The organism is Humibacter sp., from assembly GCF_035547335.1.
Classification (GTDB): domain Bacteria; phylum Actinomycetota; class Actinomycetes; order Actinomycetales; family Microbacteriaceae; genus Humibacter.
In genome coordinates this window covers 104571-130633 of sequence record NZ_DASZVF010000021.1, presented here as the reverse complement: position 1 = coordinate 130633, position 26063 = coordinate 104571, and the positions used below count along the sequence as shown (strand labels likewise).

Genomic DNA, 26063 nt, shown 5'->3' with positions numbered 1-26063 from the left:
TCGCCACCCACCATCGCGCGTGCCGCCGGCAACCTCAGCGCGGCAGCGGAACCTCGACGATGCTCGTGCCGGCCGGCGGAGCCGACAGCGCCTGATCGAGTTCGCCGCGCGTCTGCACCAGTCGATAACTCCACCCGTATGCCCCCGCGAGCGCGGCGAGATCGACCCGCTGCGGGGTGGTGAGCACGCGTCGCATGGCCTCGGCCGGAGCCGTCGACGCCACCTCGAGCGAATCGAAGATCGTTCCGCCGCCGTCGTTGCCGACGACGACCTGCACCGTGGGCCGCCGCTCCCCTTCGCCGAACAGCAACGAACCCGCATCGTGCAGCATGGCGAGGTCGCCGAGCAGCACTCGCGTGGTACCGGTCGGCGTCTCGGCTCCCTGCGGCTGCGCCGCGAGCGCCATGCCGATCGCCGTGCTCACCGTCCCGTCGATACCAGCGAGACCGCGGTTGGCGTGCACCCTGATCTTCTTGCCGGGAACCGCCCCGTCGAGATCGCGCACGAGCCGGGATGCGCCGAGCACCAGCCTGTCGTGCGGCCAGGTGAACCGCCACAGCGCCTCGACGAGCATCCTTCTCGTCACGGGCGCGCGCACGGCGGCGAACTCGGCCTTGGCGAACGCGAGCCGCTGCTCCGGGGTGTGCGACCGGCCGGCCTCGACATCGGGGGCGATGTGGTCGGCGGATGCCGCGTCATCCTCCTCCAGCAGGGCGCGACTGGCGAACACCCACCTGCCGACCCACGCGCGGGCGGCGCGATCGTTCGGGTCGGCATCCTCGACGCGTGCGGATGCCGCCACGCGCGCAGACCTCGACGGGTCGTAGACCTCCTCCCCCACGGGCGCCACGACGACCACCTCAACGTCGTCGCGCTGCAGGAGCGCAGGCACCTCGCGGCTGAGCGTGGGATGCCCGAACACCACCGCGCGCTGCACCTGACCGCCGAACCCTGCATCGCGCAGGAGCTGACGGTAGGCCACCACGAGGTTGGGTCCGTACCGCGATCCGCTCGACGCCTCGGCGATCAGCGGCCACCCGGCCGCGCGGGCGAGCTCTTCGGCGTCAGGACCGGCGGCATTACCGGCGATCACGACGGTGCGCGGTCCGGAGGACAGGATCACGTTCTCCCGCGCGAGCGCCGCCGGGTGGGCCAGCGCCGCTTTCGGGCTTTCCGCGGCACCGTCATCCCTCGCGTTCACGTCGGCCGCGAATCCGGAGAGGTCGGGGACGGCGACGGAGAGCGGCTCGCGGAAGGCGAGATTGAGGTGCACAGGCCCCGTCTCGTCCAGCGACGCGCTCCAGGCCTGGCGGGCGAGCCTGGCGAACGCATCCGCCTCGCCATCCGCGCCGGTCGGGGCCGCCACATCGAGCGCCCGGCGCACCGCTGCGCCGTACATGCCGGCCTGCACGGTGGTCTGATTGGAACGGATGCCACGCAGCTGGGCGGGCCGGTCCGCCGTCAGCACCAGCATCGGCAGATTCGAGTGATGCGCCTCGAGCACGGCGGGCAGCAGGTTGGCGGTGGCCGTCCCGCTCGTGGTGACGATGGCGGCGGGATGCCCCGTCTCGGCCGCGATGCCCAGAGCGAGGAACCCGCCGACGCGCTCGTCGATCCGCACGTGCAGCTCGATGGCTCCGACGCGTTCCAGCTCGGCGGCCACGAGCGCGAGCGCCTGCGAGCGCGAGCCGGGGCTCAGCACGAGGTGTGTCAGGCCCTGTCGCACGAGCTGCGTCAGCAGCGCCAGCGCGGCATCCGTCGCCGGGTTGCCGGTTCGTGGCAGGGCGTTGCCGTCGCTCCCGGGCCCCGCCTGCTCGGCGGCCTCAGGCATCCCGGCGGCCGTCGGAGTCGCCAGACTTCTTCTTGGGCGTGTCGTCGAGGTCGGACAGTTCCTTCTCGAGGCGGCGGATGCGCTCCTGCTGCTGGCGCTCGCGTTCGAGGTTCTTCAGAAAGTCGGGGTCGTCGTCAGGCGCGACGGTGCGCAGACGTGCGACCGTGCCGCGGCGTGGGCGTCCGATGACGAACCACAGGATGCCGCCGATCACGGCGAACACGATGACGATCGGGATCCAGGCCGCCTTGGGCACTGCCCGCACGCGTTCGCGTTCCGCCAGTGCGCAGTCGACGATCGAGTAGATGTAGAAGAGCGCACCGATGACTCCGACGATGAGCCATACGCGAACCATGGGGACATGTTAACCCGCGAGCCTCCCGCCCGACCCGGCCCACCCTGTGAGGTAGCGCCGAGTAGACCATGCGGGCCATCGCCCGGACCTCGCCCTCGCGATGCTTTTGATCCAAGCTCCAGCGCGCGTCCCTACACTTGAACGGTGAAACGCATTCCGGCCTGGCTCAGCTACACCGTGCTGCGGCTCCTGTTCATCGCCGTTCCCCTGGTGGTGCTGTTGCTGCTGCTGCCTGCCGATCTGTGGATCGTGTCGGCCGTGGCATCCGTCGCCATCGGCTTCTGTCTCTCCTACCTGCTGCTGCGCGGGCCGCGGCAGGCCGTCGCCGATCAACTGGCCGGTGCCCGCAGGCGCGAGCGCACCGAGGCGAAGCCCACCGTCGACGATCAGGTGGAGGATGCCGCGGTCGATGCCGCCGAACGTCGCGAGCGGCACGCGGAGTAGGCCGCCGCAGCCTCCGGGCCCTGCATCGCCGGCGTCACAGCGGTGACCAGGCGAGCGCCGCGGCGAGGAACGCCGCGTACAGCAGCGCGCTGATCGACGTGAGCTGGAGCGCCGTGATCAGTTCACGCGGCGTACGCGCGAACAGCGTGATGACGATCGCGGGAAGCGCGGCGATCAGGGTGAAGAAGCCGAGCCATCCGAGCGTGTAGAGAAGGCTGATCAGAGCCAGGATGGCGAACGGAACGAGCACGAAGATCGTGTACAGCACGCGCGACCAGGTGCGTCCGATCAGCACGGAGAGCGTGCGCTTGCCCGCCTGACGGTCCACGTCGATGTCGCGCAGGTTGTTCACGACGAGCACCGCGCACGCGAGCAGGCCGACCGCAACGGCTCCCAGCCAAGCCACCTGCGACACGTTCAGCACCTGCACGAACATGGTGCCCGCCGTGGCGACCAGTCCGAAGAAGACGAAGACGAACACCTCGCCGAGCCCGTAGTAGCCGTACGGATGCCTGCCGCCGGTGTAGAACCAGGCCGCCACGATCGCCGCCGCGCCGACGATGAGCAGCCACCACTGCTGCGACGCGATCACCAGCAGCAGCCCGGCGATCGCGGCGAGCGCGAAGAACCCGAGTGCGACGGCGAGCACGACGCGCGGCTTGGCCTTGCCCGAGCCGGTGAGTCTGCTGGGGCCGACGCGGTAGGCATCCGTTCCCCTGACGCCGTCCGAATAGTCGTTCGCGTAGTTGACGCCGATCTGCAGGCACAGCGCGACGGCAAGACAGAGCAACGCCCTCACCCAGTGGAAGACGCCAGGGTTGCTGGCGTCCACGGCGGCGCCCGTTCCCACGAGCACGGGAGCGATGGCGAGCGGCAGGGTGCGAAGCCGAGCACCGCCGACCCAGTCGCCGAACGTTGCAGGCGCGACAGCCCCCGGCCGCCCTGCCGGATGCCCGCCCTTGCGCTTCGACTTCGGCTTGGGCTTTCTGCGCGCGCTGCTACTCACAAGGGGGAATTGTATCGATGCCGTCGAGGCGTCTCCGATGCGCCCAGGACCGGGCGCGATGCGCGCAGGACCGATCATGATGCGCCCTACCCTCGGGCAGATCACGCTCACGCTCACGCGACTCGCCCGCGCCGCGACACGTGTCGGCAGGCCCCTGCCGGCGCCTGCCGGCCCGGCTCAGGCCTGGCCGATGCGCTCGGCGACCAGGCGCCGGATGGCCACGCGATCCGGCTTGCCCGAGGAGAGCTGCGGCAGCTCCTCGACGACGACGAGGTGCGCAGGGGCAGCCGCCCCGCCCAGTTCGGAGCGCACGTGCCGACGCAGCTCGGCGAGGTCGCCGTGACCCACACCGGCGACCGCCACCGCGGGAACCTGACCCCACTGCTCGCTCGCGGCCGCGACGACGACGGCATCGCCGAAGCCGCTGAGCCCGCGCACCGAGCGCTCGACGGCGTCGAGGGACACCTTCTCGCCGCCGGAGATGATGACGTTGTCCGCTCGACCCGTCACGGTCACACGGCCGTCGGCGTCCACGGAGCCGAGGTCTCCCGTCCGGTACCACCTGGTGGCGTCGTCGACGTGGAACGCCTCGTCGGTCCGGCCGCGATCGATGCCGCCTGAGGCATCCAGATACCCTTCGGCCAGAACGGGTCCGCCGAGCTCGAGCCGGCCATCCGCCTCCCTGGCTCGCACGGTGCCGATGGGCACGCCGTCGTAGACGCATCCGCCAGCGGTTTCACTGGAGCCGTAGGTACGCACGATGCGCAGGCCAGCATCCGTCGCCCGCTCCCTGAGCTCGGACTGCAGCGCCTGGCCGCCGATGAGGAGCGCGTCGAAGCGGCGCAGCGTCGACAGCATCCCGCGGTCGCCGTGCGCTGCGGCATCCTCCGCGGCAGCGAGCAGGCGAGCGAGCTGGGCGGGCACGAGCGACGTGAACCGCTGGTCGGTGCCGAGCGCGTCCGCCGCAGCGCAGAACGCGACGGGGTCGAAGTGCCCGGGCGGCAGCATGACGGGCTCGGTGCCCGCGGCGATCGAGCGCACCAGCACGTTGACGCCGGCGATGTAGTGGGCGGGCAGCGCGAGCACCCAGCCTGCGGCCCCCGGCGCCTGGCCGCCGGTGGCGCTTGCGGATGCCGCAGCGCTGGCCAGCAGCGCGTCTGCACTGAGCGCCACCCGCTTCGGCGACCCTGTCGAGCCCGATGTCTCGACCACGAGAGCGACATTCCGCGGCACGAACGACGGCGTGCGCTCGCCTGCACCCGCGATGGTGTCGTCCGTGTTCCGCGCTCCGGTCGGCGCGCTGCCGTGCTGGCGTGGCAGGACGGCAGGTCCGTCGCCCGTGAGCGCGTCGCGCAGTGCGGCCAGGACGGCCTGCGGGTCGCCCGCGTCCACGGCGACCAGCGAACGACTCACGCCCTCCACGCTAGGCCATCCGGTCACGGTCGAGACTACGAGCGGGCGCAGCGAGGCTACGGCCGCCTAGCCGAGACTACGAACGGCGCAGCGAGACTACGGTCGCTGTCCGTAGTCTCGGCGGCGCATCCATAGTCTCGGCGAGGCGGGTGGGCCGGGCAGGGCAGGGCGGATCAGAACTGCCAGGGGAACGGCGACCAGTCGGGCTCGCGCTTCTCGAGGAACGCGTCGCGGCCCTCCACGGCTTCGTCCGTGCCGTACGCGAGACGCGTGGCCTCCCCCGCGAACACCTGCTGGCCGACCAGCCCGTCGTCCACGGCGTTGAACGCGAACTTGAGCATGCGGATGCTCGTCGGCGACTTGCCGAGCACGATCCTCGCCCACGCGATGGCCGTGGTCTCCAGCTCGGCGTGCGGTACGACCGCGTTCACCGCGCCCATCTCGTACGCGCGTTGCGCCGAGTACTCCTGGGCGAGGAAGAACACCTCGCGCGCGAGCTTCTGCCCGATCTGCCTGGCGTAGTAGGCGCTGCCGTAGCCGGCGTCGAACGAGCCGACGTCGGCATCCGTCTGCTTGAACCTGCCGTGCTCCGCGCTGGCGATGGTGAGGTCGCAGACGGCGTGCAGCGAATGGCCGCCGCCCGCGGCCCAGCCGGGCACGACGGCGATGACGACCTTCGGCATGAAGCGGATGAGCCGCTGCACCTCCAGGATGTGCAGGCGCCCGACGGCGCGCTGGAGCTTGGAGCGGAGGCCATTTCCGGCCTCCGCCGCGACGCCAGCGCCGGCGTCCGTCTCGGACGCCGGTTCCATGCTGCGATCAGAGTCGACGATGGAGGTGTCCGAGTCGCTGTACTTGTATCCGTCGCGGCCCCTGATGCGCTGGTCGCCGCCGGAGCAGAAGGCCCAGCCGCCGTCCTTCGGGCTCGGTCCGTTGCCGGTGAGCAGCACGACGCCCACGCGCGGGTTCTGCCTCGCGTCATCGAGCGCGGTGTACAGCTCGTCGACCGTGTGCGGCCGGAACGCGTTCCGCACCTCGGGACGGTCGAACGCGACGCGCGCGATGCGGCCGTCGTGCGAGAGGTGGTACGTGATGTCGGTGAACGCCTCGCCCGCCGGCGCCTGCACCCACTCGTCCGCGTCGAACAGCTCCGATACCTGCTGGCTCATGCGTCCAGCCTAGGGACGAGGCGCGTCTGCGCCGGTCCGTCGGCGCTCTCCGCGCTGGGCTCTCCACTCCGGGCCAGCCATTCCCTGGCCGCCACCACGAGCGCCTGCACACCCGTCTCCAGGGTGGGATGGATGAGCGGCGCGAAGTGCGGCGAATGGTTGGACGGGATGCCGGCATCCGTCGTCCCGTTGGCGACGGCGTTGCGGAAGAGCGCCGGATCCAGCCCGCCCAGCAGCCAGTACACGATCGGTGCCCCTGCCGCGGTGGCAAGCGCTCCGACATCCTCGCTCCCGGTCACCCTGCCGGGGTCGAGCACGCGTTCGGGCCCGAACGCCGAGCGGAATGCGCCCATGGTGCGCTCCGTCGCCGCCTCGTCGTTGTAGAGCACGGGGAAGGAGTCCGTCACCTCGACCTCCGGCTCGCGCTCGGCTCCGGATGCCGCGGCTTCGGCCCGCGCGATGCGGTCGATCGCCGCCACCACCCTGTCTCGCACGGCGCTGTCGTACGTGCGGATGTTGATGCCGAGCGTCGCCTCGTGCGGGATGATGTTGATCTTCGTGCCCGCGTGCATGGTGCCGACCGTGACCACCGCCGTCTCGCCTCCTGCCACCTCGCGGGAGACGATGGTCTGCAGGCGCATGACCGTGGCCGCCGCCATCACGACCGGGTCGACGGTGGACTCCGGCCGGGACCCGTGGCCGCCCTCTCCGTGCAGCGTCACGAGCACGTCGTCGGTGGCGGCGAACGCCGGTCCCGCGTGCGCGCCGAGCGTGCCGGCAGGGGCGGGTGCCACGTGCTGGCCGAGCACGACATCCGGCCTCGGCACCCGTTCGTAGAGGCCGTCGGCGATCATCTCCAGAGCGCCCGACCCCAGCTCCTCTGCGGGCTGGAACAGGAACACGACGGTGCCGCGCCATTCCTCCCTGGTCGCGGACAACGCGTCGGCCGCCCCGAGCAGGCACGTGACGTGCACGTCGTGCCCGCACGCGTGCATCACGGGAACGTCGACGCCGTCCAGGTCGATGCCGCGCTCTGTGCTCGCATACTCGAGCCCGGTCTCCTCCAGCACGGGAAGGGCGTCCATGTCTGCGCGCAGCAGCACGACGGGTCCGTCGCCGTTCTTCAGCACCCCGACCACGCCGGTGCGCCCGACGCCGTCGATCACCTCGATGGCGCGCTCGCGCAGACCGTCCGCCGCGATCTGGGCCGTTCGATGCTCCTGATACGACAGCTCCGGATGCCGGTGCAGGTCCGTGTACAGCGACTCCAGATCCAACACCATCGGTTCCTCCTCGGTCGGGCGCGCGGTGCGATGCGCCGTGCGACGCGTCGGTGCGGTGCGTCGTGCGATGCGTCGGTGCGGTGCGTCGTGAAAACACGCGAAGCTCCAGCCTCACACAGCGGCGCCGAGACGCGCCAGCGAACGGGCACCGCCTGCCGCCGCGGTGCCAGACTGGATGGATGCCGGCCCACTTCGCAGCGCTGCCCGCCGCCGACCTTCCGCCGCTGGAGGACGTGCTCGCGGATGCCCGCGTCGTCGCCCTGCCGATGGTCACGAAGTTCCGCGGCATCACCGTGCGCGAGGCGCTCCTCACGCGCGGGCCGCGCGGATGGACGGAGTTCTCGCCGTTCGTCGAGTACGGCGACGATGAGGCGTCCGCCTGGCTCGCGGCCGCCATCGACTTCGGCTGGGGCGAGGACCCCGAGGTGGTGCGCTCCACGATCGGCGTGAACGCGACGGTTCCCGCCGTTCCGGCGGATGACGTAGCGGCCGTGCTGGAACGGTTCCCCGGGTGTCGCACGGCCAAGGTGAAGGTCGCGGAAGCCGGGCAGCGACTCGCGGACGACGTCGCGCGGGTGGCGGCCGTGCGCGATGTGCTGGGCCCGGAAGGGCGCATCCGCGTCGACGCCAACACGCTGTGGAACGTGGACGAGGCCGAGCACGCCATCCACGCCCTCGCGCCCTACGACCTGGAATACGTCGAGCAGCCGTGCCCGACAGTCGAGGAGCTCGCCGAGGTGCGGCGACGCGTCAAGTACATGGGCATCCCGATCGCGGCGGACGAGAGCGTGCGCAAGTCGTCAGATCCGCTGGCGGTCGCGAGGGCCGGGGCCGCCGACGTGCTCATCGTGAAGGCGCAGCCGCTCGGCGGCATCCGCGCCGCGCTCGAGATCATCCGGCTGGCCGGGCTTCCCGTCGTGGTGTCCAGCGCGATCGACACGTCGGTCGGGCTGGCGATGGGCGCGATGCTCGCGGCATCCGTTCCCCGCCTCGACTTCGACTGCGGTCTGGGCACGGCCGCGCTGCTCGCGGCGGATGTCACGCGCGAGCCGCTCGCGCCGGTCGACGGCGAGATCCCCGTGCGTCGTGTCGACGTGAACGAGTCTCTGCTGACCGAGCACGCAGCGGATGCCGACCGGCGCGACTGGTGGCTGGCGCGCGTCGAGCGCTGCTACGCCCGGCTGCAGGCACGGGTCCGCTGAGCGGAAACCGCTACGCAGCGACATGCGACGGGTAATCACCGGCGCAGGCGCGGTCTACGACAGGCCGCTGTACGAGTGGAGTCCGTGGAAGAACACGTTCACGACGCCGAAGTTGAACATGACGGCGCTGAAGCCGATGATCGCCAGCCAGGCCGAGCGGCTCCCACGCCAGCCGCGCGTCGCGCGGGCGTGGATGTACCCGGCATAGATGACCCAGATGATGAACGTCCAGACCTCTTTGGTGTCCCAGCCCCAGTAGCGGCCCCACGCCTTCTCGGCCCAGATCGCGCCGGCGATGAGCGTGAACGTCCAGCAGATGAAGCCGACGATGTTGATGCGGTAGGCCAGGTTCTCCAGCGTGTCCGACTTCGGCAGGGTGGCGAGGAAGCGGAACTGGGTCGGCTTGTTCGCGGCCACCTGATGCTCGCGGCGCACCTGCGCCAGCTGGGCCGCCGACAGCGCGAACCCGAGAGCGAAGAACGCCGTGCCGAGGATCGCCACCAGGATGTGGATGACCAGCCAGTACGACTGCAGCGCGGGCGGCAGCGGTACGACCGGCACGTAGTACTTCGTGGTGGCGATCATGAGCAGGATGCACACGAGCCCCATCACGAACGTGCCCAGGTAGCGCACGTCGAACCGCAGGTTGGCCAGCAGGAAGATGCCGACGATGACGAGCGTGCCCGTCATCGAGAACTCCCACATGTTGGCCCAGGGCACCCGGCCTGCGGCGACACCGCGGAGGATGTCGGCGAACAGGTGGAACGTCCAGCCCACGATCGTGAGCACCATGGCCACGCGCAGGCTCTTCGACGTGACGCGGCCGCCGTGCACGTCGTCCTCGATGCGCGAGCTCAGCCGCGACAGCGAACCCTTTTCGGCCGGGCGGTCGGCGGTCGCGACGCCGGAAACCGATGCACCCGATGTGCCGGCCGCGCTGCCAACGGCGACGGACGCGGTCGCCGAGGCGGTGGCATCCGCTTTCGCCGCACCCGCCTCGACGAAGACGACGTCCTCCGTGGTCGCCGCTCGCCTGGACACTGCGCTCGGCACGGCCGCCGGGATGGTGGCTCGCGCGCTGCGCCGTGCGAGATCGAGTGCGAACGCCACGAAGGCGGCAGCGTAGAGGCCCATGGCCACGTAAATGAAGATCTGCGAGAAGGTGTCGAGCACGATGTGATGAATCCTACGTCGTCTGCTGATCCGCGGAACCGGTGGAACGCCCGGTCAACTGGGCGATGTGCCGGTCTGCGATGGATGCCACCGCGTCGTCGAGCCGCGGATCCTCGCCTCTGGCGAGACCCGCGTACTCCAGGCGCAATGACCCGTCCGCCTGTGTGATGGCCTTCACCCACAGACGCCGTCGCGGTACGAACAACGACGTCAGCAGACCGCCCAGCACGAGCACGGCGAACAGGAGGACCCACAACTGGGTGGGGTCGTGATGGATGTCGAGGCTCGCGAACCGCTTCACGCCGTCGAACGTGACGCTGCCCAGGCCGTTCGGCAGCGTCGCCGTCTGACCCGGCTTGAGCTGGAGGCCCTTCGTCTTGGCGTTCGGGCCCGCGATCTCCGTCATCTTGTCGATGTCGAGCGCGTACACCGACACCGGAGTGCCTTTGTCGAGCCCGAGGTTCCCCTGGTACACCGAGAGGTCGAGCATGGGGTTGCGCGTGTCGGGGTATGACGACGCGAGCGCGCCCGTGGCGAGCTTCGTCGCCGTCGGGTAGAACAGCCCGATCATGCCGAGCTGCTTCTTCAGCCCGTCCGGAACCTTCACCACACCCTGAGACGCCATGTTCTGGAACTGCTGCGGGAACGGGATGGCGTCGTGGAACACCTCTTTGCCGCTCGGGTCGCGCACGGTGACGACCGGGGCGTATCCGTTGCCCAGCAGGTAGACGTTCGTGCCGCCGATGCCGAGCGGGGCGTTGACCTTGATCGTCTTGTCGGCCGACTTGCCGTCCTGCGTCGCGACGACATGTGCCGTGTAGTCCGCGGGAGCGCCGAGCGCGTTCTTGTTGTCGGTCACGTACTTGACGTCGAGGCCGGTGAGCGTGAGCGAGTAGGGCGCGAGCGCGCTCGTGTTCACGAACCGGCCCGGGTTGAACGAGTCGTAGTTGACGAGCGTGTTCACGAAGCTCTGCCCGTCCACGACGACCCGCTGGCCGGTGTATCCGAAGCCGCCGCCGACGCCGACGGCGAGGAGGATGCCGACCAGGGCGGCGTGGAACACGATGTTGCCGGTCTCGCGCAGGTATCCGCGCTCCGCCGACACCGAGGCATCCCTCGCGCTCTCGAGCACGACCGTGCGGTATCCGGATGCCTTCAGCAGCTTCTGTGCGGCGGTCACGGCCGCCCGTCGCACGGCTACGGCATCCGCCGCGCTGCCATCGGATGCGACGCCGTTCAGCACGCGCACCCGGTAGCCGGCCATGCGCTGCAGCCGCGCCGGCGTGCGCGGCGGCTTGGCGCGCAGGGAGTCCACGTGATGCTTGATGCGCGGGATGACGCAGCCCACGAGCGAGACGAACAACAGCAGGTAGATGGCCGAGAACCACACCGACGTGTATGTGTCGAACACCTGGAGCTTGTCCAGGATCGGGTACAGCACGGGGTGGTCGAGCTTGTACTGCACGACCCCGTTGGGGTCGGAGGTGTGCTGCGGCACGAGAGACCCTGGCACGGCCGCGACGGCCAGCAGCAGGAGGAGGAACAGCGCTGTGCGCATGCTGGTGAGCTGGCGCCACATCCAGCGCAGCCAGCCCACGAGGCCGAGCCTTGGCTGGGTCAGCTCGTCGGCATCCGTGCCGTCGACGTGACCGGAGGGCCGGCTGTCGCGCCGCGCCTGCTCCTTCTTCCCGGCGGGAAAACCTGCCGGCTTCCCGGCCGGCTTTCCCGAAGGTCCGCCGCGGCGGCCCGTTGAGCCCTGCTCGCGGGAGGCGTCGCCGGCGGATGCGACGGCGGGGTCGGCGCCCTGCAGCGTCTCGGTGCCTGCCCCGCGCGGTTCAGAGTGCTGTTCCAAAGCTCGGGATCACCCCCGCCAGCGCGATAACCCACTGGTTCCAGAGACCGGAGACCATGAGGATGCCGATGGCGATGAGCAGCGCCCCGCCCACGACGTTGATGAGGCGGATGTGCCTGCGCAGGAACGCGACGGCGCCCGACGCCCAGCCCAGGCCGAGCGCGATGAGCACGAACGGCACGCCCAGGCCGAGCGCGTAGAACAGGGCGAGGACCGCTCCCTGCCACGCGGATCCGCCCGAGTAGCTCATGGTGGTGATGGCCGCGAGCGTTGGTCCGGTGCACGGGCTCCAGCCGATGGCGAAGATGACGCCGAGCAGCGGGGCGCCGGCCAGACCCGTAAACGGACGCCACTGCGGCTTGAACGTGCGCTGCAGGAACGTGAACTGGCCCACGAACACGAGGCCGAGCCCGATGAGGATGACGCCGGCGATGCGCGTGATGAGATCCCGCCACTGGATCATCCAGAAGCCGAGCGCCCCGAACACGAAACCGGTCAGCACGAACACGGCGGCGAACCCGAGCACGAACAATGCGACACCGAGCACCAGGCGGTTGCGCCCGGCACGTTCCGCCGCCGTCGAGCGCGTGCCCTTGACCCGAGCAGGCGCGGCACCTGCGGCGGCAGCCGCCGAAGCGGTGTCGCCCGTGAAGCCGCCGATGTAGGCCAGATAGCCGGGAACGAGCGGCAGGATGCACGGCGACGCGAACGAGATGAGCCCGGCGAGCAGCGCGACGGGCACGGTCAGCAGCAGCGGTGCCGACAGCACGAAGTTCTCGATGCCGTTCATCGCCCGCCCGTCATTCGCCTGCTCGCATCGTCACTTGCCCTCGAGGGCGGAGTCGATGAGCGTGGTCAGGGTGGACGGCTGGGCGGCGACGTCGCCTGCGATGCGAGCGGCGATGCGTCCCTGCTTGTCGATCACGAACGTGGTGGGGGTGGCGTTCGGACGCATGGATCCGCTGAACGCCAGCTGCACGACGCCGCCGTCGACGTCGAGGATCGAGGGATAGGACACCTTGAACGTGCTGTCGAACGACTTCGCGGTCGCCGCGTCGTCACGCGTGTTGACACCGATGAACCGCACACCCTTCGAGGCGTACTGGCCGGCGATCTGCGTGAGGTCGGATGCCTCCGCGCGGCATGGCGGGCATCCCGCGTACCAGAAGTTCACGACCAGCACGTCACCGCGAGCGGAAACGGAGGAGAACGTCGAGCCGTCTTCGGTGGTGCCGGAGAAGTCGATCGGCTTGCCCCGGTCGGCCGGCTTGAGCTCGGTGACGCCGCTGCCTGCGATGTAGTTCTTGTCTTCGCCCGATGTGTACTGCTTGGCGAGCTCGTCGTTGCTGCAGCCGGCGAGCAGGGCGCCCACCGCGAGTGCGGCCGTGACGACGGCGAGCACCCGGCGCCTGCCGGGTCGGGTGGCTGCGAGTCTCACACTGCCCCCACGTCGGTGGAGTCGGCGGCGAGCGCGGATGCCGGGTCGGAGTAGGCAACCTCGACCAGCTGTCCGTCGCGACGCTCGAACGACGTGATGCTGGAGAGCGAGCAGCGGCGCTCGCGCGGGTCGTGCATGAACCGTTCCCCCGCGACGGCGAGGTGAGCGATCCAGATCGGAAGCTGATGGCCGACGAGCACGATGTCGGCGCCGCGGTCGGGGCGCTCGCTCGAGGCGGCGGACTCGGCGCGGTCGAACGCCGCGTGGATGGCCGCGAGCATCCTCGTCTCGATCGAGCGGTAGGACTCGCCCCAGCTGGGCCGCAGCGGGTTGATCAGCCACGGCCAGTTCAGCGGGTTGCGCAGCGCGTGCGACATCACGGTGCCCTCGAAATGGTTGGCGCCCTCGATGAGTCGGGCGTCGGTCTCGGTGCTGAGGCCGTATGCCGAGGAGATCGGGGCGGCCGATTCCTGGGTGCGCTGCAGAGGCGAGGCGATCACGGCCATCACCGGCCGGTCGCGCGCGACGAGGTCGTCCGCCGCGGTCTGCGCCATCGCCCTGCCCAGCTCGGAGAGGTGGAAGCCCGACATCCTGCCGTACAGGATGCCGTCGGGATTGTGCACCTCGCCATGCCGCACGAGATGCACCTGGGAAGCCGCCACACAGCCAGTGTACGGAGGCGGGTTCAGTGAATTCGCTGAGCGCAGGCGGTCTCGGATGCCGGCAACGGGTTGTGCCCCCGAGGCGAACGCGGCCACCATGACGTGAGGAGGCGAGCATGCCTGAGTTGACCTGGAACCACGTTCGCACCGCTGCGCTCTCGATGCCCGATGCTGAAGAAACCATCAGCCGCGGCAACCCGTCGTGGCGGGTGCACGGCAAGACGTTCGTGTGGGAACGCCCGTTGCGCGACAAAGACCTCGAAGAGCTCGGGCTCGATGCCCAGCCGGGCGCGGTGCTCGGCGCCAGGGTCGACGACGAGCCCACGAAGTTCGCGCTGGTGAACGACGACCCGACCGTCTTCTTCACGACATCGCACTTCAACGGGTACCCGGCGGTGCTGGTCTGGCTCGACAACGTGTCTCATCGGGTGCTCGGTGAGATCGTGGCGGATGCCTGGATCTCCGTCGCCCCGCAGCGGCTCGTCAGCGCGTGGCTGCAGGAGCATCCCGACTGACCGCGCTCGTCGGTCGGAGCCGCGATCATGTGCATCGTGGTTCGCCGCTCCAGGACTGAATCGGCTCGATACTGCCGAGGTCTCGCCCGAAGACTCAACGGGCGATCGGCTCCTCTAAACTCGCATGGTGACTTCCCGCGTACTCGTCAAGAACCTCTCCGCTCGTGAAGACGGTCCCGTCAGCGTCTCCGGATGGGTCGAAACCGTGCGGGATCAGAAGAAGGTGCAGTTCGTCATCCTTCGCGACGAATCCGGAGACGTGCAGCTCGTGCACCCTCGGTCCGCGGCGCCCGTCGCCGAGGTGGTCGAGGCATCCGGTGACGTGCCCGTCGGCGTGAGCGTGACGGATGATGTGGCGGAGACGATCTCGTCGCTCACGCTCGGCTCGTTCATCACGGTCACCGGCGAGCTGAAGCACGACGAGCGGGTCAAGCTCGGCGGCATCGAGGTGAAGATCGACTCCCTGAAGGTCGAGACGTACGCGAACCCGGAGATGCCGATCGCGGCCGACTCGAGCCTCGACAAGCGGCTGGACTGGCGCTTCCTCGACCTGCGGCAGCCGAAGAACAACCTGATCTTCCGCATCCAGACCACGCTCGAGCACGCCTGGCGCACGTGGTGGATCGACAACGGGTTCGTCGAGGTGCACACGCCCTCGTTCATGGCCACGCCTGCCGAGTCGCGTGCCGAGCTCTTCCAGCTCGAGTACTTCGACCTCGGCATCGGATACCTGGCGCAGAGCCCGCAGCACTTCAAGCAGATGGCACAGGCGGCCGGGTTCGGCAAGGTGTTCGCCATCACGCCGGTGTTCCGCGCCGACCCGTCGTTCACCTCCCGGCACGCGACGGAGTTCACCACCGTGGATGCCGAGATGAGCTGGATCGAGTCGCACGACGACGTCATAGCCATGCAGGAGCAGCTGCTCGTCGCCGGCTTCACCGCCGTCAAGGAGAAGCACGGCGACGAGATCCGCGCCGCGTTCGGCATCGACGTCGGGATCCCCTCCGTGCCGTTCCCGCGCATCCCACTCGCCGAGGCGCTGGAGATCGTGAAGGAACGCGGATACACCGTGCCGCGCACCGACGGCGACCTCGACCCCGAGGGCGAGCGCCAGATCTCCGCCTACGTCAAGGAGGAGTACGGACACGACTTCGTGTTCCTCACCGACTACCCGCTCGCGATCCGACCGTTCTACCACATGGTCGACGAGCAGACCGGGCTCACGAAGAGCTACGACCTCATCTACAACGGCGTGGAGATCACGACGGGCGCTCAGCGCGAGCACCGCATCGACGTGCTCGAGGCCCAGGCCGTGCAGAAGGGACTCGACCTGGCAGGGCTCGAGTCCTACCTCGACTTCTTCCGCTACGGCATCCCGCCGCACGGCGGTTTCGGCATGGGCCTCGCGCGCGTGCTCATGCTGCTGCTGGGTGAGCAGTCGATCCGCGAGACGACGTACCTGTTCCGTGGGCCGACGCGCCTGACGCCGTAGGCGCCGCCGCGCCACCGCAGGTTGAGCCCAAACCACCGCGGGTTGAGCATGTCGAAACCCGTGTACCTCAGCCCGGTTTCGACACGCTCGACCTGCGGTGCGGACAACTCGGTTTCGACGGGCTCAACCGGCGGTAGCGGCGGCAGCGGCGGCCAGGGCGTGGCTCAGTCGAACTCGGATGCGTCGTAGTACGTGACGGTCGAGGCCCAGCCGCCCGGCATGAGCAGGTCGCCCCACTCCTTGCGCGCGGCATCCGTGTCGAAGCTCACGTCGACGCGCTCGCGCCAGCGGCCGTCCGCCATGCGCTGCATCGTGGACTCCCACGTGACGCCGGGCGTGCGCTTGGCCTGAAGCCGAAGGTGCAGGCCGATGCCGCGTTCACGGGCGAGCAGCGTGAGCAGCGCGCGGTACACGGATGCCCGCGCCACCTCCTGGAACCACGGCCGCAGGCTCTGCACGAGCACGTCGGCGCTCCACAGGATCGTCGTCGGGAACCCGGTGCGCGACTGGTAGAGGTCCACGGCGATGACACCGGGCACGCGACGCAGCGTGACCCGAAGGTGGTCCCGTGTGATGCCGTCGTCGACCGTCGAGTGGAAGTAGATCGGCACCGCAGGACGCGAGATCTCGAATCCCACCCGGGTGGCGGCGAAGTCCACGATAGTCTGCCTGCCGGTGAAGAACGGCCGGATGTCGTCGAGGTACGCCGCCACCTCGGGCGCCGGCGAGTCGGTCTCGATCGCCCCCGCGGTCTCCGCATAGCTCGGCGAGTGATGGGTCGTCGCGATGCGGTAGCCGCGCGGCAGCGGTGGTCCTGCCTTCACCGTGAGCCACTCCGCCGGGCGGTCGCCGCGGCGTCCGACGACCACGTCCGCGTCCGCGCGGGTGCCGTCGGCATGCCGCCGCTCCACGATGATCGGGTTCTCCCGTCCCTCCAGGCGCGGCACGGTGTCGAGCACGTGCTCGAGCGAGAGCACCCTGACCTCGCGCGGCAGCCGATACCGGCCGATGGACGATCCCGCCGTGACGAGCCGGGTCACGGTGAAGCCCTGGCGCTCCGAGACGTCCGCGACCTGGGTCGCGACCATGCCGCCGAGGCTGAACCCGGCGACGAGCACGGGCTCGCCCGGGCGTATGCCCGCCTGCCGCATGGCCACCAGCCCCGCGCGGGTGAGCGTTGTCTCGTGCATGGACAGCGCGACGAAGTCGGCCGTGAGGTCGTTGGGCGCTGTGCCGGCGCGCGGATGCCACGTCTGGGTGCTCGGGAACTGCACGATCCAGCGGCGGCCCGGCCTGGCATCCGTGCCGTCGTCCGCTGCGCCTGCGTCGACCGGGTCGTCGACGCTCACGATGCGGATGACCGCGACATCCGCCCGATCGTCGAGATCAGGGTCGCCGAGGTCGTCGATCTCGCGCTGGGAGATGAACAGCTCGCGCAGCCCGTCGATGCGGAGGCGCCGCATGGCGGTGAGCGCCAGGCCAGGCAGACCCAGCACGTCGGGGTAGGGACCGAGCGCGAGGCCCGAGAAGTGAGTCGGCTTGCTCCAGTCCTCGGCCGCCGGGTGGAACGTTCCGGAAGCTCCGGGATCGCGCCACCATCGTAAGAAGTCGGCGCGCTGCGGGAACGACTTCTGCAGAAAGGCGTCATACGGAACCACGGACACCTCGTGGCCGTCGTCGAAGAACCCGCTGTTGCGGCCCAGGCCCACGAGCTTGGTCTCCAGGTCCGGAACGCCGAAGACCGCGAGGTACGGGCGCGCCCGCAGCCGGGGAAGAACGATGCCGACCAGCGAGGCGAGCAGCGCGAGCGGAGCGAACAAGAAGCCGGCGGTGCGCGCCACCAGGTCGATGGCCCTGGGCAGCGTCGAGACCCACGCGTCGTTGATGTCGATGGCACGCGAGGCCGCGTCCACGGGCGGACGCAGGTCGTACGGGTAGGGGCGTCGCGAGAACCCGCGCGCGGTGAACCAGACCCAGTCCGTGATCGTGAGCACGAGCCAGACGGCGCCGCGGACGATCCATGCTGCAATCGCCACCACGACCAGGGCGAGGCCGACGACGAGCAGCACGACGGATGCGACCGCCACCGCCACCGAAAGGCCGATCCAGCCGAGCGCGCCGCGCGGTCGCCGCAGCCACGGCGGAAGCTGGGGCGCGGGGGCCTGCCCGGCATCCGGTCGGGGCGCGCTCATGCCGTGGCGATCAGGGGACGGCATGCGACCAGGTTGCAGCGCCCGCGCTCGTACCCAGTGCGGCGGGGAAGCTCGGACCCGTCCGTACCGGTCGGAACGGAGCGGGCAGGGGACCTCCGGAGTGCGGTGGGAAGTAGGATGCCGGCCGATCTCGGAGGATCGGCAGCGGCACCCTGGTTCATGCCCACCAGCTTAGGGACGCCCCACGTCACTCCCGCAGCAGCACAACCGGAGCGTGCCGGAGGGGGCCCGGTGCCGACGTCAGAATGTGAAGTCGACGGCTCCGCGGCCGGTGGTGTGAGCGCGGACGAACGACACCACCTCCTGGTGCACCGGGTGCACGATGTACTGCTGAAGCGCGGCCTCGTCGTCGAACTCCGAGACCAGCACGACATCGAAGTTGTCGTCGGCGCCCGCGTTGTTCAGACCCACCTCGAACGACCGGATGACGTCGATCTGCGAGGGAAGCGACAGCAGCCGGTCACGGAACTCCTCCTTGATCCGCTCGCGCTCCTCCGGGGAGTCGCCGGTCACTTTCCACGTCACCACGTGCCGAAGCGGCATGCCTGCATCCTTACTGTCGGGGTACGGTCGGGGTCGTTGAGTCAAGTCCGTGACGGTCGCCGTCGGTCTGGGGCCGGCTTGGGCCGTCGCCGGACCTGGGCGGTCCTCGGCCTGGGTCGGCGTCGGCCCTGGTGGCCGCGGGCCAAACCCGGTCAGGCGGAGAGTCGCTGGCTGAGAGCCGCGGTGAGCCGCTCCTTGTCCACGCGCCAGTAGGTGTGCTGCCGGCCGTCGATCAGCACGACGGGGATCTCGTCGGCGTACCGGTCGAACAGCTCGGGCTCGTCGAGAATGGAGCGCTCCTCGATCGCGATGCGCGAGGCATCCGGAAGGGAATCGGTCACCTGCTTGATGGCATCCCGCGCGTCGTCGCAGAGATGGCAGCCGGGCTTGCCGATGAGCGTGAGCTGGACGTTCGACACGGCTGACAGCCTACGGTGCCTGCCACTCCCCGGCGCCGGGGTCGAAGCCGGACCGGAGAGCCGACAACCGCGGAGAACAACGGATGACGGGTTCAAATGCGAAAAGCGCCGGGCGAACCCGGCGCTTGTTCGTGGCGCTACTTCTTGTTGCGACGCTGGTGGCGAGTTTTGCGAAGCAGCTTGCGGTGCTTCTTCTTCGCCATGCGCTTGCGGCGCTTCTTGATAACGGAACCCACAAAGACCTCACAAAGTTTGCCGGGATGCTGCGCGGCGCGCGGCAGCACGGTCGCCCAGTCTACCATCCGGCGGGAGTGCCCCTGAGCGAGGGTCCGTAGGGTTGTGCCGCTTCCCATGGGCCTCGACGAGTTTCGCCAGGCTCAACCCACGGCGGAACAGGCTCACCCCCCCGGTGCGGGTGGGCCTCCACGGCGTCGGGTGGGTTTCGCCAGGCTCAACCCACGGCGAACAGGCTCAACCCCCGGCGGAACAGGCTCAACGCGGCAGGGCGGCTCAGCGACGGCGCTTGGGCCGCACGCGCTCCACGACGGTCGAGACGCGGTGGCTGGTGTCGGCGAAGACCTTGCCGACCTGCTCCGCGAACTCCTTCGTCTCATCCTTCAGCCCGGCGACGACGGCGCTCACGTCGATGTCGTCGATGTCGAATCCGCCGCTCACGAACGGCATCAGCCAGTCCTCGATCTCCTCGAGCGGCTCGACGTCGATCCGGTAGTACCGGTGCTGGCCCTCCTCGCGCACGGTCACGAGTCCTGCCTCGCGCAGCACCTTCAGATGCTTGGACACCGTCGGCTGGCTGAGCTCGAGCCCGCCCACAATCTGCGAGACGCTGATCTCGCCGCTGTCCGACCCTTCGGATGCCTCGCGCAGCACACGCAGAATGTCGCGCCGTGTGGCATCCGCGACGATGTCAAAGATGTCCGGCATCACCCCAGGCTAGTGGCCGGATGCCCGCTGCACCATGACCCGACGCTCGTTCATTCGGCAGCGTCACGTGTACATTCCCGAAGCGGCACGCGGTGCTCCGTGTCGCCGCCACGTGGCGCGATAGCATCGACCGCGCGAGTAGTCCGGGACGCCGCGCAAGCGGTCTCGGGGGAAGGGCGGCTGATGCGGGCGACGGCACAGGCATCCCGGCACCTCATCCCGGCCACGTGGTGGGGCCGTGTTCAGCAGTGGATGAACCAGTTCGCCGGGTCTAGTCCGTCGCGGTTCGCGATCGTCGTGTTCGCGTCGCTGATCATCGTGTTCACGGTGCTGCTCACGCTTCCGATCTCGGCCGCCGGCCGCTCCGCGACGCCCCTGGCCGACGCGTTCTTCACCGCCGTATCGGTGATCTGCGTCACCGGGCTCTCCACGGTCGACATGGCGACGCACTGGTCGGGTTTCGGCCAGATCGTCGTCTACGTCGGTGTGCAGATCGGCGGCGTCGGCGTGCTCACGCTGGCATCCATCCTCGGCATGGTCATCTCACGCAAGCTGGGGCTGCGAGCGAAGCTCATCGCCGCGAGCGACAGCAATCCGCTCCGCGCCCACGCCGGCCCCGTTGCCGAAGGGCAGGCGATCAGGCTCGGCGAGATCGGCAACCTGCTGCGCACTGTCGCGTTGAGCGCCGTGCTCATCGAACTGGTCGTGGCGCTCGCGCTCTTCCCGCGGATGCTGGCGCACGGGTTCAGCCTCTACGACAGCGCGCTCAACTCGCTCTATTACTCGGCCATGGCGTTCACGAACACCGGCTTCATGCCCAACGCGTCCGGCCTGACGCCGTTCGCCGGGGACTATCTGTTTCTGAGCGCGCTGATGGTCGGCGTGGTGGCCGGTGCCATCGGCTTCCCGGTGATCTTCGCCATCGCACAGAACGTGCGGCGCAAGACCAAGCGCAGGTTCTGGACCCTGCACGTCAAGCTCACGCTCGTCACATTCGCACTGCTGCTGGGCGCCGGCTGGATCCTGTACTTCGCCCTGGAAGCGGGCAACCCCGAGACGCTCGGACCGCGGGGAGCCGGGGATGCCGTCTTCCAGTCGCTCTTCATGTCGGTGATGGCTCGATCGGGCGGCTTCTCGGTGGTCGACGTCACCCAGCTGCACCACTCGTCGCTGCTCGTCACCGACATGCTGATGTTCGTCGGGGGCGGGTCCGCCTCCACGGCAGGCGGCATCAAGGTCACGACGCTGGCGGTGCTGTTCCTCGCGGCCCTCGCCGAGGCGCGAGGCATCGACTCGATGGAGGCGTTCCGTCGTCGCATCCCGACGGACGTGCTGCGGGTCGCGGTGAGCGTCGTGCTCTGGGGCTCCACCATCGTCGCGGTGTCGACGGTGACCGTGCTCGCTCTCACCAAGGACACGCTCGATCACGTGCTCTTCGACGTGATCAGCGCGTTCGCCACGTGCGGGCTCTCCACCGGCCTCACCCAGCACGCGCCGACGCCCGCCATCTACGTGCTGGCGTTCACCATGTTCCTGGGCAGGGTGGGCACCGTCACCCTCGCCGCCGCTCTCGCGCAGTCGCAGCGCGGGCAGTACTACCAGCATCCGGAAGAGAGGCCCATCGTTGGCTGAACGCATCAGACACGACGCCCCCGTTCTCGTCATCGGCCTCGGCCGGTTCGGCGCTGCCACGGCGGGGCAACTGGATCGACTGGACCGCGAGGTGCTCGCCGTCGACATGGACCTCGGCCTGGTGCAGAAATGGTCGGAGCGCATCACGCACACCGTGCAGGCGGATGCCAGGTCCATCGAGGCGCTCCACCAGATCGGCGCAGGCGACTTCTCGATCGCGGTGGTGGCCGTCGGATCCTCGATCGAGGCATCCGTGCTCATCACCGCGAACCTCGTGGATGTCGGCATCCCGCAGATCTGGGCCAAGGCCATCTCGAGGTCGCACGGCACGATCCTCGAGCGCATCGGCGCCAACCACGTGATCTATCCCGAGGCGGAGGCCGGCGAGCGCGTCGCGCATCTGCTCTCCGGGCGGATGCTCGACTTCATCGAGTTCGACGACGACTTCGTGCTGGTCAAGATGTACCCGCCGAAGGTCATCCGCGGCATCACGCTCACGCAGTCCCAGGTGCGACGCAAGTACGACATCACGGTCGTCGGCGTGAAGACGCCGGGCAAGCCGTTCACGTATGCGACGGGCGAGACCGTCGTCTCCGACCACGATCTGATCATCGTGTCCGGCGCCAGCTCCGACGTGGAGCGCTTCGCCACCCTGGAGTGAGGCCCTACCCGGAGTCCCCGTCAGCCGGCGGCGAGCTCTCGGGCCCGCGCGAGGGCGGCATCCGTGGCGGCATCGAAGACCGACTTGAGGTCGGCATCCTGCAGCACGGCGACGGCGCGCTCGGTCGTGCCCTTCGGGCTCGTTACCTGGATGCGCAGCTCGGTCGGCGTGGATTCCGACGACTCGAGCAGCGCGGCCGCTCCGATGAACGTGCCGTTCACCAGCTCGGCCGCCTGCTGAGGGGTGAAGCCCTTGTCGACGGCGGTGGCCGTGAGCTTCTCGATGAGGAAATAGACGTAGGCGGGCCCTGACCCGGAGATCGTGCTCAGGGCATCCAGCTGCGACTCCGGAATCTCGATCACACTGCCGACCGTCTCGAACAGCCGTCGCACCACAGCCAGCTGCTCCGGCGTCGAGCGGGTTCCCGCGCTCAGCCCCGTCACGGCCTTTCCCACGACGGCGGGTGTGTTGGGCATCGAGCGGATCACCGCGACGGAGTCCGGCAGCAGCTCCTCGAATCGGGCCACCGTCACACCTGCCGCCACGCTCACCACGATGGCGCCGGGTGCGAGCGCATCCGCGATCTCGCTGAGCAGGTCGGGCACCATCGCGGGCTTCACCGCCACGAGCACGATCCCGGCATCCGCGACGGCGGTTCGGTTCGCGTCGCCGTCCCGCTCGGTCGACAACGCGACGACGTTCGGCAGGTGCTGAACGGATGCCGCCCGCTGGGCGCTTCTGTTCGTCACGACGATGCCGCCGTCGACGTGCACGCTTGGCGCGACCAGCCCGCTCAGGATGGCTCGGCCCATGGACCCGGCGCCCAGGATCGCGATCTTCGGCAGCTCCACGACGGTCTCGCTCATGCGGACCAGCGTACGGCCTGGCGTGCGCCGCGGCCCTCGCCGGCGAGATGGGCGTCGAGCGGGCCGCACCTCACGACACGTGTGCCTCACACCGACACGATCTCCACAACCACATCGGTCTCCACGGCGACATCGGTCTCCACAACGAGCTGGGTTTCCACAACGACGTCGGCATCAAGCGACCCGCGCTTGTGAGCTTCATAGGATGGAGCGCATGACCGAGCCAGGCGCCGAGCACAGCCCACGACGCGACGACGCACGCGAGGCGCAGGCGAACGGAGACGGCGAGGCCGAGAAGCAGTCCGGCCACCACGATTCGTCGGGCAACAAAGCGATCTTCGCCGCGCTGGCCGCCAATCTCGGTATCGCCCTGACGAAGTTCATCGCCTGGGCGTTCTCCGGCTCCTCGTCGATGCTCGCCGAAGGCGTGCACTCGCTCGCGGACTCCTGCAACCAGATCCTGCTCATGGTGGGCGGACGCCGGTCGAGGCGCGACGCCGACCGCGAGCATCCGTTCGGATTCGGCCGGGAACGCTACGTGTACGCGTTCGTGGTCTCGATCATCCTGTTCTCGGTCGGCGGCGTGTTCTCCGTCTACGAGGGCATCGAGAAGATCGCGAACCCGCATCCGCTTGAGGTGTGGTGGCTGCCGCTCGCGGTGCTCGTGGTCTCGATGGCGCTCGAGGGCTACTCGCTGCGCACCGGCATCCGGGAATCGCGGCCGCACAAGGGGTCCGGATCGTGGGCCGGGTTCATCCGACGAGCCAAGGCTCCTGAGCTGCCGGTCGTGCTGCTCGAGGATGTCGCGGCGCTCACCGGACTCGCGTTCGCGTTCATCGGCGTCGGCCTCACCATCCTGACCGGCGACGGGGTGTGGGACGGCATCGGCACCATCTTCATCGGCGCGCTGCTGGTGACCGTCGCGATCGTTCTCGGCATGGAGACGAAGAGCCTGCTCGTCGGCGAAGGCGCAAGCGAGGCGGATGCCAGAGCCATCGACCACGCGATCCTCTCCGGCGGCGAGACCGAACGCATCATCCACCTGAAGACGCTGTACCTCGGGCCAGACGAGCTGCTCGTGGCGGCCAAGATCGCGCAGCCGCCGCACAAGAGGCTCGAGGAGGTGGCGGCCTCCATCGACGCGATCGAGGCGCGGATCAGAGACGCGGTGCCCGTCGCCCGGGTGATCTACCTCGAACCCGACGTGCTGCACACCGCCGAGCCGGCACCCGCAACGGAGACCATCGTCATCAAGAGTGAGGACTGACGCGCCGTTCCGCCGTCACGTCCGCCGTCACGCCACCGTGCGAGGCAGCACGGCGGCGACGAGTGCCTTCGCCTCTGCGTCGGGCGCCGTCAGCTCGTCACGACCCGTCCTGGCGTGACCGGGCCGCGGGAGTTTCGGCATCCGCGCTCGCGTACACGGTGGCCGGTGTCAGCGCCGCTCGGCGAAGAACTCCTCGAGAAGGGCAGCGCACGCATCCGCTTCCACGCCGCCGTAGACCTCGACGCGGTGGTTCAGCCTGCGGTCGCGCAGCACGTCGTAGACGCTGCCGGCGGCGCCGGCCTTGTCGTCCCACGCGCCGAACACGACGGTGGGCACCCGGGCCGAGAGGATCGCACCCGCGCACATCACGCACGGCTCGAGCGTGACCACGAGCGTGGCATCCGTGAGATGCCAGTCGCCGGTCGTCGCCGCCGCGGCCCGCAGTGCCAGGATCTCGGCGTGCGCCGTCGGGTCCTGCCTGGCCTCCCGCTCGTTGCGGCCGGTGCCCAGCACCCGCCCGTCGGATGCCAGCACGAGCGCGGCGACGGGCACGTCGCCGGTGCGCAGCGCCAGGCGCGCATCCGCGACCACGCGGCGCATCCATTCCGCCTGGTCGATGTTCGGCACCGCTCTCCTCGTCGTAGCACAGGGCGACCCGTCAGCAATCGGAGGCTTGCGGTCGACGCATGGTCCGGCGGGCCGGGGCTCCGACGATGTCGGGTCGTCGCCGATCGGTCGTGCCCTAGATTTGAGCCTATGCGAGTGCACGTTGCGGATCATCCTCTGGTCACCCACAAGCTGACGGTGCTCCGCAATCGCGAGACCCCCGCCGTGACCTTCCGAGCGCTCGTCGAGGAGCTCGTGACCTTGCTCGCCTACGAGGCGACCCGGGGCGTGCGCGTCGCGCCCATCGACATCCAGACGCCCGTCGCGCCGACGACCGGCGTGACACTGGCCGATCCCAAGCCGCTAGTCGTCCCCATCCTGCGCGCCGGTCTCGGGATGCTCGAGGGCATGGTCAAGCTCGTGCCGTCGGCCGAGGTGGGATTCCTCGGCATGGTACGCAACGAGGAGACGCTGCAGCCGACGACGTATGCCGAGCGGCTGCCGGACGACCTCTCCAACCGGCAGTGCTTCGTGCTCGACCCGATGCTGGCGACAGGCGGCTCGCTCAGCGCCGCCATCGAGTTCCTGTTCAAGCGAGGGGCGGTCGATGTCACGGCCATCTGCATCCTCGCCGCGCCCGAGGGCATCGCGGCCGTCGAGCGCCTCACCGAGGGACGCGACGTGACGCTCGTCGTCGGCGCCGTCGACGAGCGGCTGAACGAGCTCGGATACATCGTGCCCGGCCTGGGCGACGCCGGCGACCGCCTGTACGGGCTGGTCTGAGCTCTGTACGAGTCGGCCTGAGCCAGGTACGGGCAGCCGCTCTTTGACACCGGAGCCGGTATCCGCTTTACTGGCATGCATGACTGCACCCCTGCGCACCCTGACCTCCTTCGAGGCCCCTGGGCACGCCGGCATGATGATGCCCGGCCGCGCTGACGTCATGTGCTGTCGAATGTGTCGCTGATCTGACGACCTTCGCCGAGCAGTCGCAGACCGAACCGACCGAAGAGCGGGCACGAGACCGCTGATCGGATCGACGTTCCGTCCCGTTCGAGACACCCTCGAGGCGACGCTCC

26 protein-coding genes are annotated in these 26063 nt (G+C 69.4%); 8 read left to right on the top strand and 18 right to left on the bottom strand.

From position 1 onward, the window contains the following. Positions 1-34 precede the first annotated feature (34 nt). Both menD and VHB92_RS05775 read right to left on the bottom strand, forming a co-directional pair. Positions 35-1831: a 2-succinyl-5-enolpyruvyl-6-hydroxy-3-cyclohexene-1-carboxylic-acid synthase gene (menD, locus tag VHB92_RS05780; RefSeq protein ID WP_325452321.1), complete on the bottom strand. Its 1797-nt coding sequence runs from the start codon at positions 1829-1831 to the stop codon at positions 35-37. Then, positions 1824-2186: a PLD nuclease N-terminal domain-containing protein gene (locus VHB92_RS05775; protein WP_325452319.1), complete on the bottom strand. Its 363-nt coding sequence runs from the start codon at positions 2184-2186 to the stop codon at positions 1824-1826. The genes menD and VHB92_RS05775 overlap by 8 nt, the downstream gene beginning before the upstream one ends. 144 nt (positions 2187-2330) lie before the next feature. Here VHB92_RS05775 and VHB92_RS05770 point away from each other — a divergent pair, with 144 nt between their 5' ends. Next, on the top strand, positions 2331-2630 hold the full coding sequence (locus VHB92_RS05770; protein ID WP_325452317.1) for a DUF4229 domain-containing protein: 300 nt from the start codon (positions 2331-2333) through the stop codon (positions 2628-2630). Positions 2631-2664: 34 nt separating this feature from the next. On the opposite strand, the gene VHB92_RS05765 is transcribed toward VHB92_RS05770, so the two are convergent. The 4 genes from VHB92_RS05765 to VHB92_RS05750 all read right to left on the bottom strand — a co-directional run bounded on the left by VHB92_RS05765 (position 2665) and on the right by VHB92_RS05750 (position 7501). Next, positions 2665-3636 (bottom strand): 1,4-dihydroxy-2-naphthoate polyprenyltransferase, encoded by a 972-nt coding sequence (locus VHB92_RS05765; protein ID WP_325452315.1) that lies wholly within the window; start codon positions 3634-3636, stop codon positions 2665-2667. A 177-nt stretch (positions 3637-3813) separates the two neighbouring features. Next, positions 3814-5049, bottom strand: coding sequence for an AMP-binding protein (locus VHB92_RS05760; RefSeq protein WP_325452313.1), 1236 nt, complete (start codon positions 5047-5049; stop codon positions 3814-3816). 173 nt (positions 5050-5222) lie between these two features. Next, entirely contained in the window at positions 5223-6218 is a 996-nt protein-coding gene (locus VHB92_RS05755) for a 1,4-dihydroxy-2-naphthoyl-CoA synthase (protein WP_325452311.1), read from the bottom strand. After that, positions 6215-7501 carry an amidohydrolase gene (locus tag VHB92_RS05750; RefSeq protein WP_325452309.1) on the bottom strand — a complete coding sequence of 429 codons (1287 nt, stop codon included), beginning with the start codon at positions 7499-7501 and terminating at the stop codon, positions 6215-6217. Before VHB92_RS05750 ends, VHB92_RS05755 begins: the two co-directional genes overlap by 4 nt. 179 nt (positions 7502-7680) lie before the next feature. Here VHB92_RS05750 and VHB92_RS05745 point away from each other — a divergent pair, with 179 nt between their 5' ends. Next, complete coding sequence (locus VHB92_RS05745; protein WP_325452307.1) at positions 7681-8703, top strand: o-succinylbenzoate synthase; 1023 nt, start codon at positions 7681-7683, stop codon at positions 8701-8703. Between the two features lie 54 nt (positions 8704-8757). Here VHB92_RS05745 and ccsB read toward each other — a convergent pair whose 3' ends face one another. The 5 genes from ccsB to VHB92_RS05720 are packed head-to-tail and all read right to left on the bottom strand — an operon-like array spanning position 8758 to position 13828. Continuing rightward, positions 8758-9876, bottom strand: coding sequence for a c-type cytochrome biogenesis protein CcsB (ccsB, locus tag VHB92_RS05740; protein WP_325452305.1), 1119 nt, complete (start codon positions 9874-9876; stop codon positions 8758-8760). A 13-nt stretch (positions 9877-9889) separates the two neighbouring features. Continuing rightward, positions 9890-11728 (bottom strand): cytochrome c biogenesis protein ResB, encoded by a 1839-nt coding sequence (gene resB, locus VHB92_RS05735; RefSeq protein WP_325452303.1) that lies wholly within the window; start codon positions 11726-11728, stop codon positions 9890-9892. After that, positions 11712-12518, bottom strand: a complete 807-nt coding sequence (locus tag VHB92_RS05730; RefSeq protein ID WP_325452301.1) for a cytochrome c biogenesis CcdA family protein — start codon at positions 12516-12518, stop codon at positions 11712-11714. Before VHB92_RS05730 ends, resB begins: the two co-directional genes overlap by 17 nt. 30 nt (positions 12519-12548) lie before the next feature. Continuing rightward, complete coding sequence (locus tag VHB92_RS05725) at positions 12549-13166, bottom strand: TlpA disulfide reductase family protein (RefSeq protein ID WP_325452299.1); 618 nt, start codon at positions 13164-13166, stop codon at positions 12549-12551. Next, positions 13163-13828, bottom strand: coding sequence for a histidine phosphatase family protein (locus VHB92_RS05720; RefSeq protein WP_325452297.1), 666 nt, complete (start codon positions 13826-13828; stop codon positions 13163-13165). Before VHB92_RS05720 ends, VHB92_RS05725 begins: the two co-directional genes overlap by 4 nt. Before the next feature lie 116 nt (positions 13829-13944). Here VHB92_RS05720 and VHB92_RS05715 point away from each other — a divergent pair, with 116 nt between their 5' ends. Both VHB92_RS05715 and aspS read left to right on the top strand, forming a co-directional pair. Beyond that, positions 13945-14343, top strand: a complete 399-nt coding sequence (locus VHB92_RS05715; RefSeq protein ID WP_325452295.1) for an MmcQ/YjbR family DNA-binding protein — start codon at positions 13945-13947, stop codon at positions 14341-14343. Positions 14344-14467: 124 nt separating this feature from the next. Then, entirely contained in the window at positions 14468-15835 is a 1368-nt protein-coding gene (gene aspS / locus VHB92_RS05710) for an aspartate--tRNA(Asn) ligase (protein WP_325452293.1), read from the top strand. A gap of 164 nt (positions 15836-15999) precedes the next feature. Here aspS and VHB92_RS05705 read toward each other — a convergent pair whose 3' ends face one another. The 5 genes from VHB92_RS05705 to VHB92_RS05685 all read right to left on the bottom strand — a co-directional run bounded on the left by VHB92_RS05705 (position 16000) and on the right by VHB92_RS05685 (position 19952). Continuing rightward, positions 16000-18027: a hypothetical protein gene (locus VHB92_RS05705; RefSeq protein ID WP_325452291.1), complete on the bottom strand. Its 2028-nt coding sequence runs from the start codon at positions 18025-18027 to the stop codon at positions 16000-16002. Positions 18028-18288: 261 nt separating this feature from the next. After that, the gene (locus VHB92_RS05700) at positions 18289-18591 is read right to left on the bottom strand and encodes a Dabb family protein (protein WP_325452289.1); all 303 of its coding nucleotides are present in this window, start codon (positions 18589-18591) and stop codon (positions 18289-18291) included. A gap of 152 nt (positions 18592-18743) precedes the next feature. After that, complete coding sequence (locus tag VHB92_RS05695) at positions 18744-19010, bottom strand: glutaredoxin family protein (RefSeq protein WP_325452287.1); 267 nt, start codon at positions 19008-19010, stop codon at positions 18744-18746. A 137-nt stretch (positions 19011-19147) separates the two neighbouring features. Beyond that, positions 19148-19246, bottom strand: a complete 99-nt coding sequence (locus tag VHB92_RS05690) for a 30S ribosomal protein bS22 (RefSeq protein WP_003792170.1) — start codon at positions 19244-19246, stop codon at positions 19148-19150. A gap of 274 nt (positions 19247-19520) precedes the next feature. Continuing rightward, the gene (locus VHB92_RS05685; protein WP_325452285.1) at positions 19521-19952 is read right to left on the bottom strand and encodes a metalloregulator ArsR/SmtB family transcription factor; all 432 of its coding nucleotides are present in this window, start codon (positions 19950-19952) and stop codon (positions 19521-19523) included. Between the two features lie 183 nt (positions 19953-20135). On the opposite strand from VHB92_RS05685, the gene VHB92_RS05680 reads away from it, so the two are divergent. Continuing rightward, on the top strand, positions 20136-21584 hold the full coding sequence (locus VHB92_RS05680) for a TrkH family potassium uptake protein (RefSeq protein WP_325452283.1): 1449 nt from the start codon (positions 20136-20138) through the stop codon (positions 21582-21584). Continuing rightward, positions 21577-22245 (top strand): TrkA family potassium uptake protein, encoded by a 669-nt coding sequence (locus VHB92_RS05675; protein ID WP_325452281.1) that lies wholly within the window; start codon positions 21577-21579, stop codon positions 22243-22245. Before VHB92_RS05680 ends, VHB92_RS05675 begins: the two co-directional genes overlap by 8 nt. A 20-nt stretch (positions 22246-22265) precedes the next feature. On the opposite strand, the gene proC is transcribed toward VHB92_RS05675, so the two are convergent. Beyond that, positions 22266-23111: a pyrroline-5-carboxylate reductase gene (proC, locus tag VHB92_RS05670; RefSeq protein ID WP_325452279.1), complete on the bottom strand. Its 846-nt coding sequence runs from the start codon at positions 23109-23111 to the stop codon at positions 22266-22268. 214 nt (positions 23112-23325) lie between these two features. On the opposite strand from proC, the gene VHB92_RS05665 reads away from it, so the two are divergent. Further along, on the top strand, positions 23326-24378 hold the full coding sequence (locus tag VHB92_RS05665) for a cation diffusion facilitator family transporter (RefSeq protein ID WP_325452276.1): 1053 nt from the start codon (positions 23326-23328) through the stop codon (positions 24376-24378). Positions 24379-24546: 168 nt separating this feature from the next. On the opposite strand, the gene tadA is transcribed toward VHB92_RS05665, so the two are convergent. Continuing rightward, complete coding sequence (gene tadA, locus VHB92_RS05660) at positions 24547-25005, bottom strand: tRNA adenosine(34) deaminase TadA (RefSeq protein ID WP_414653067.1); 459 nt, start codon at positions 25003-25005, stop codon at positions 24547-24549. A gap of 129 nt (positions 25006-25134) precedes the next feature. Between tadA and upp the strand changes: the two genes are divergently transcribed. Further along, positions 25135-25767 carry a uracil phosphoribosyltransferase gene (upp, locus tag VHB92_RS05655; protein ID WP_325452274.1) on the top strand — a complete coding sequence of 211 codons (633 nt, stop codon included), beginning with the start codon at positions 25135-25137 and terminating at the stop codon, positions 25765-25767. Positions 25768-26063 lie beyond the last annotated feature (296 nt).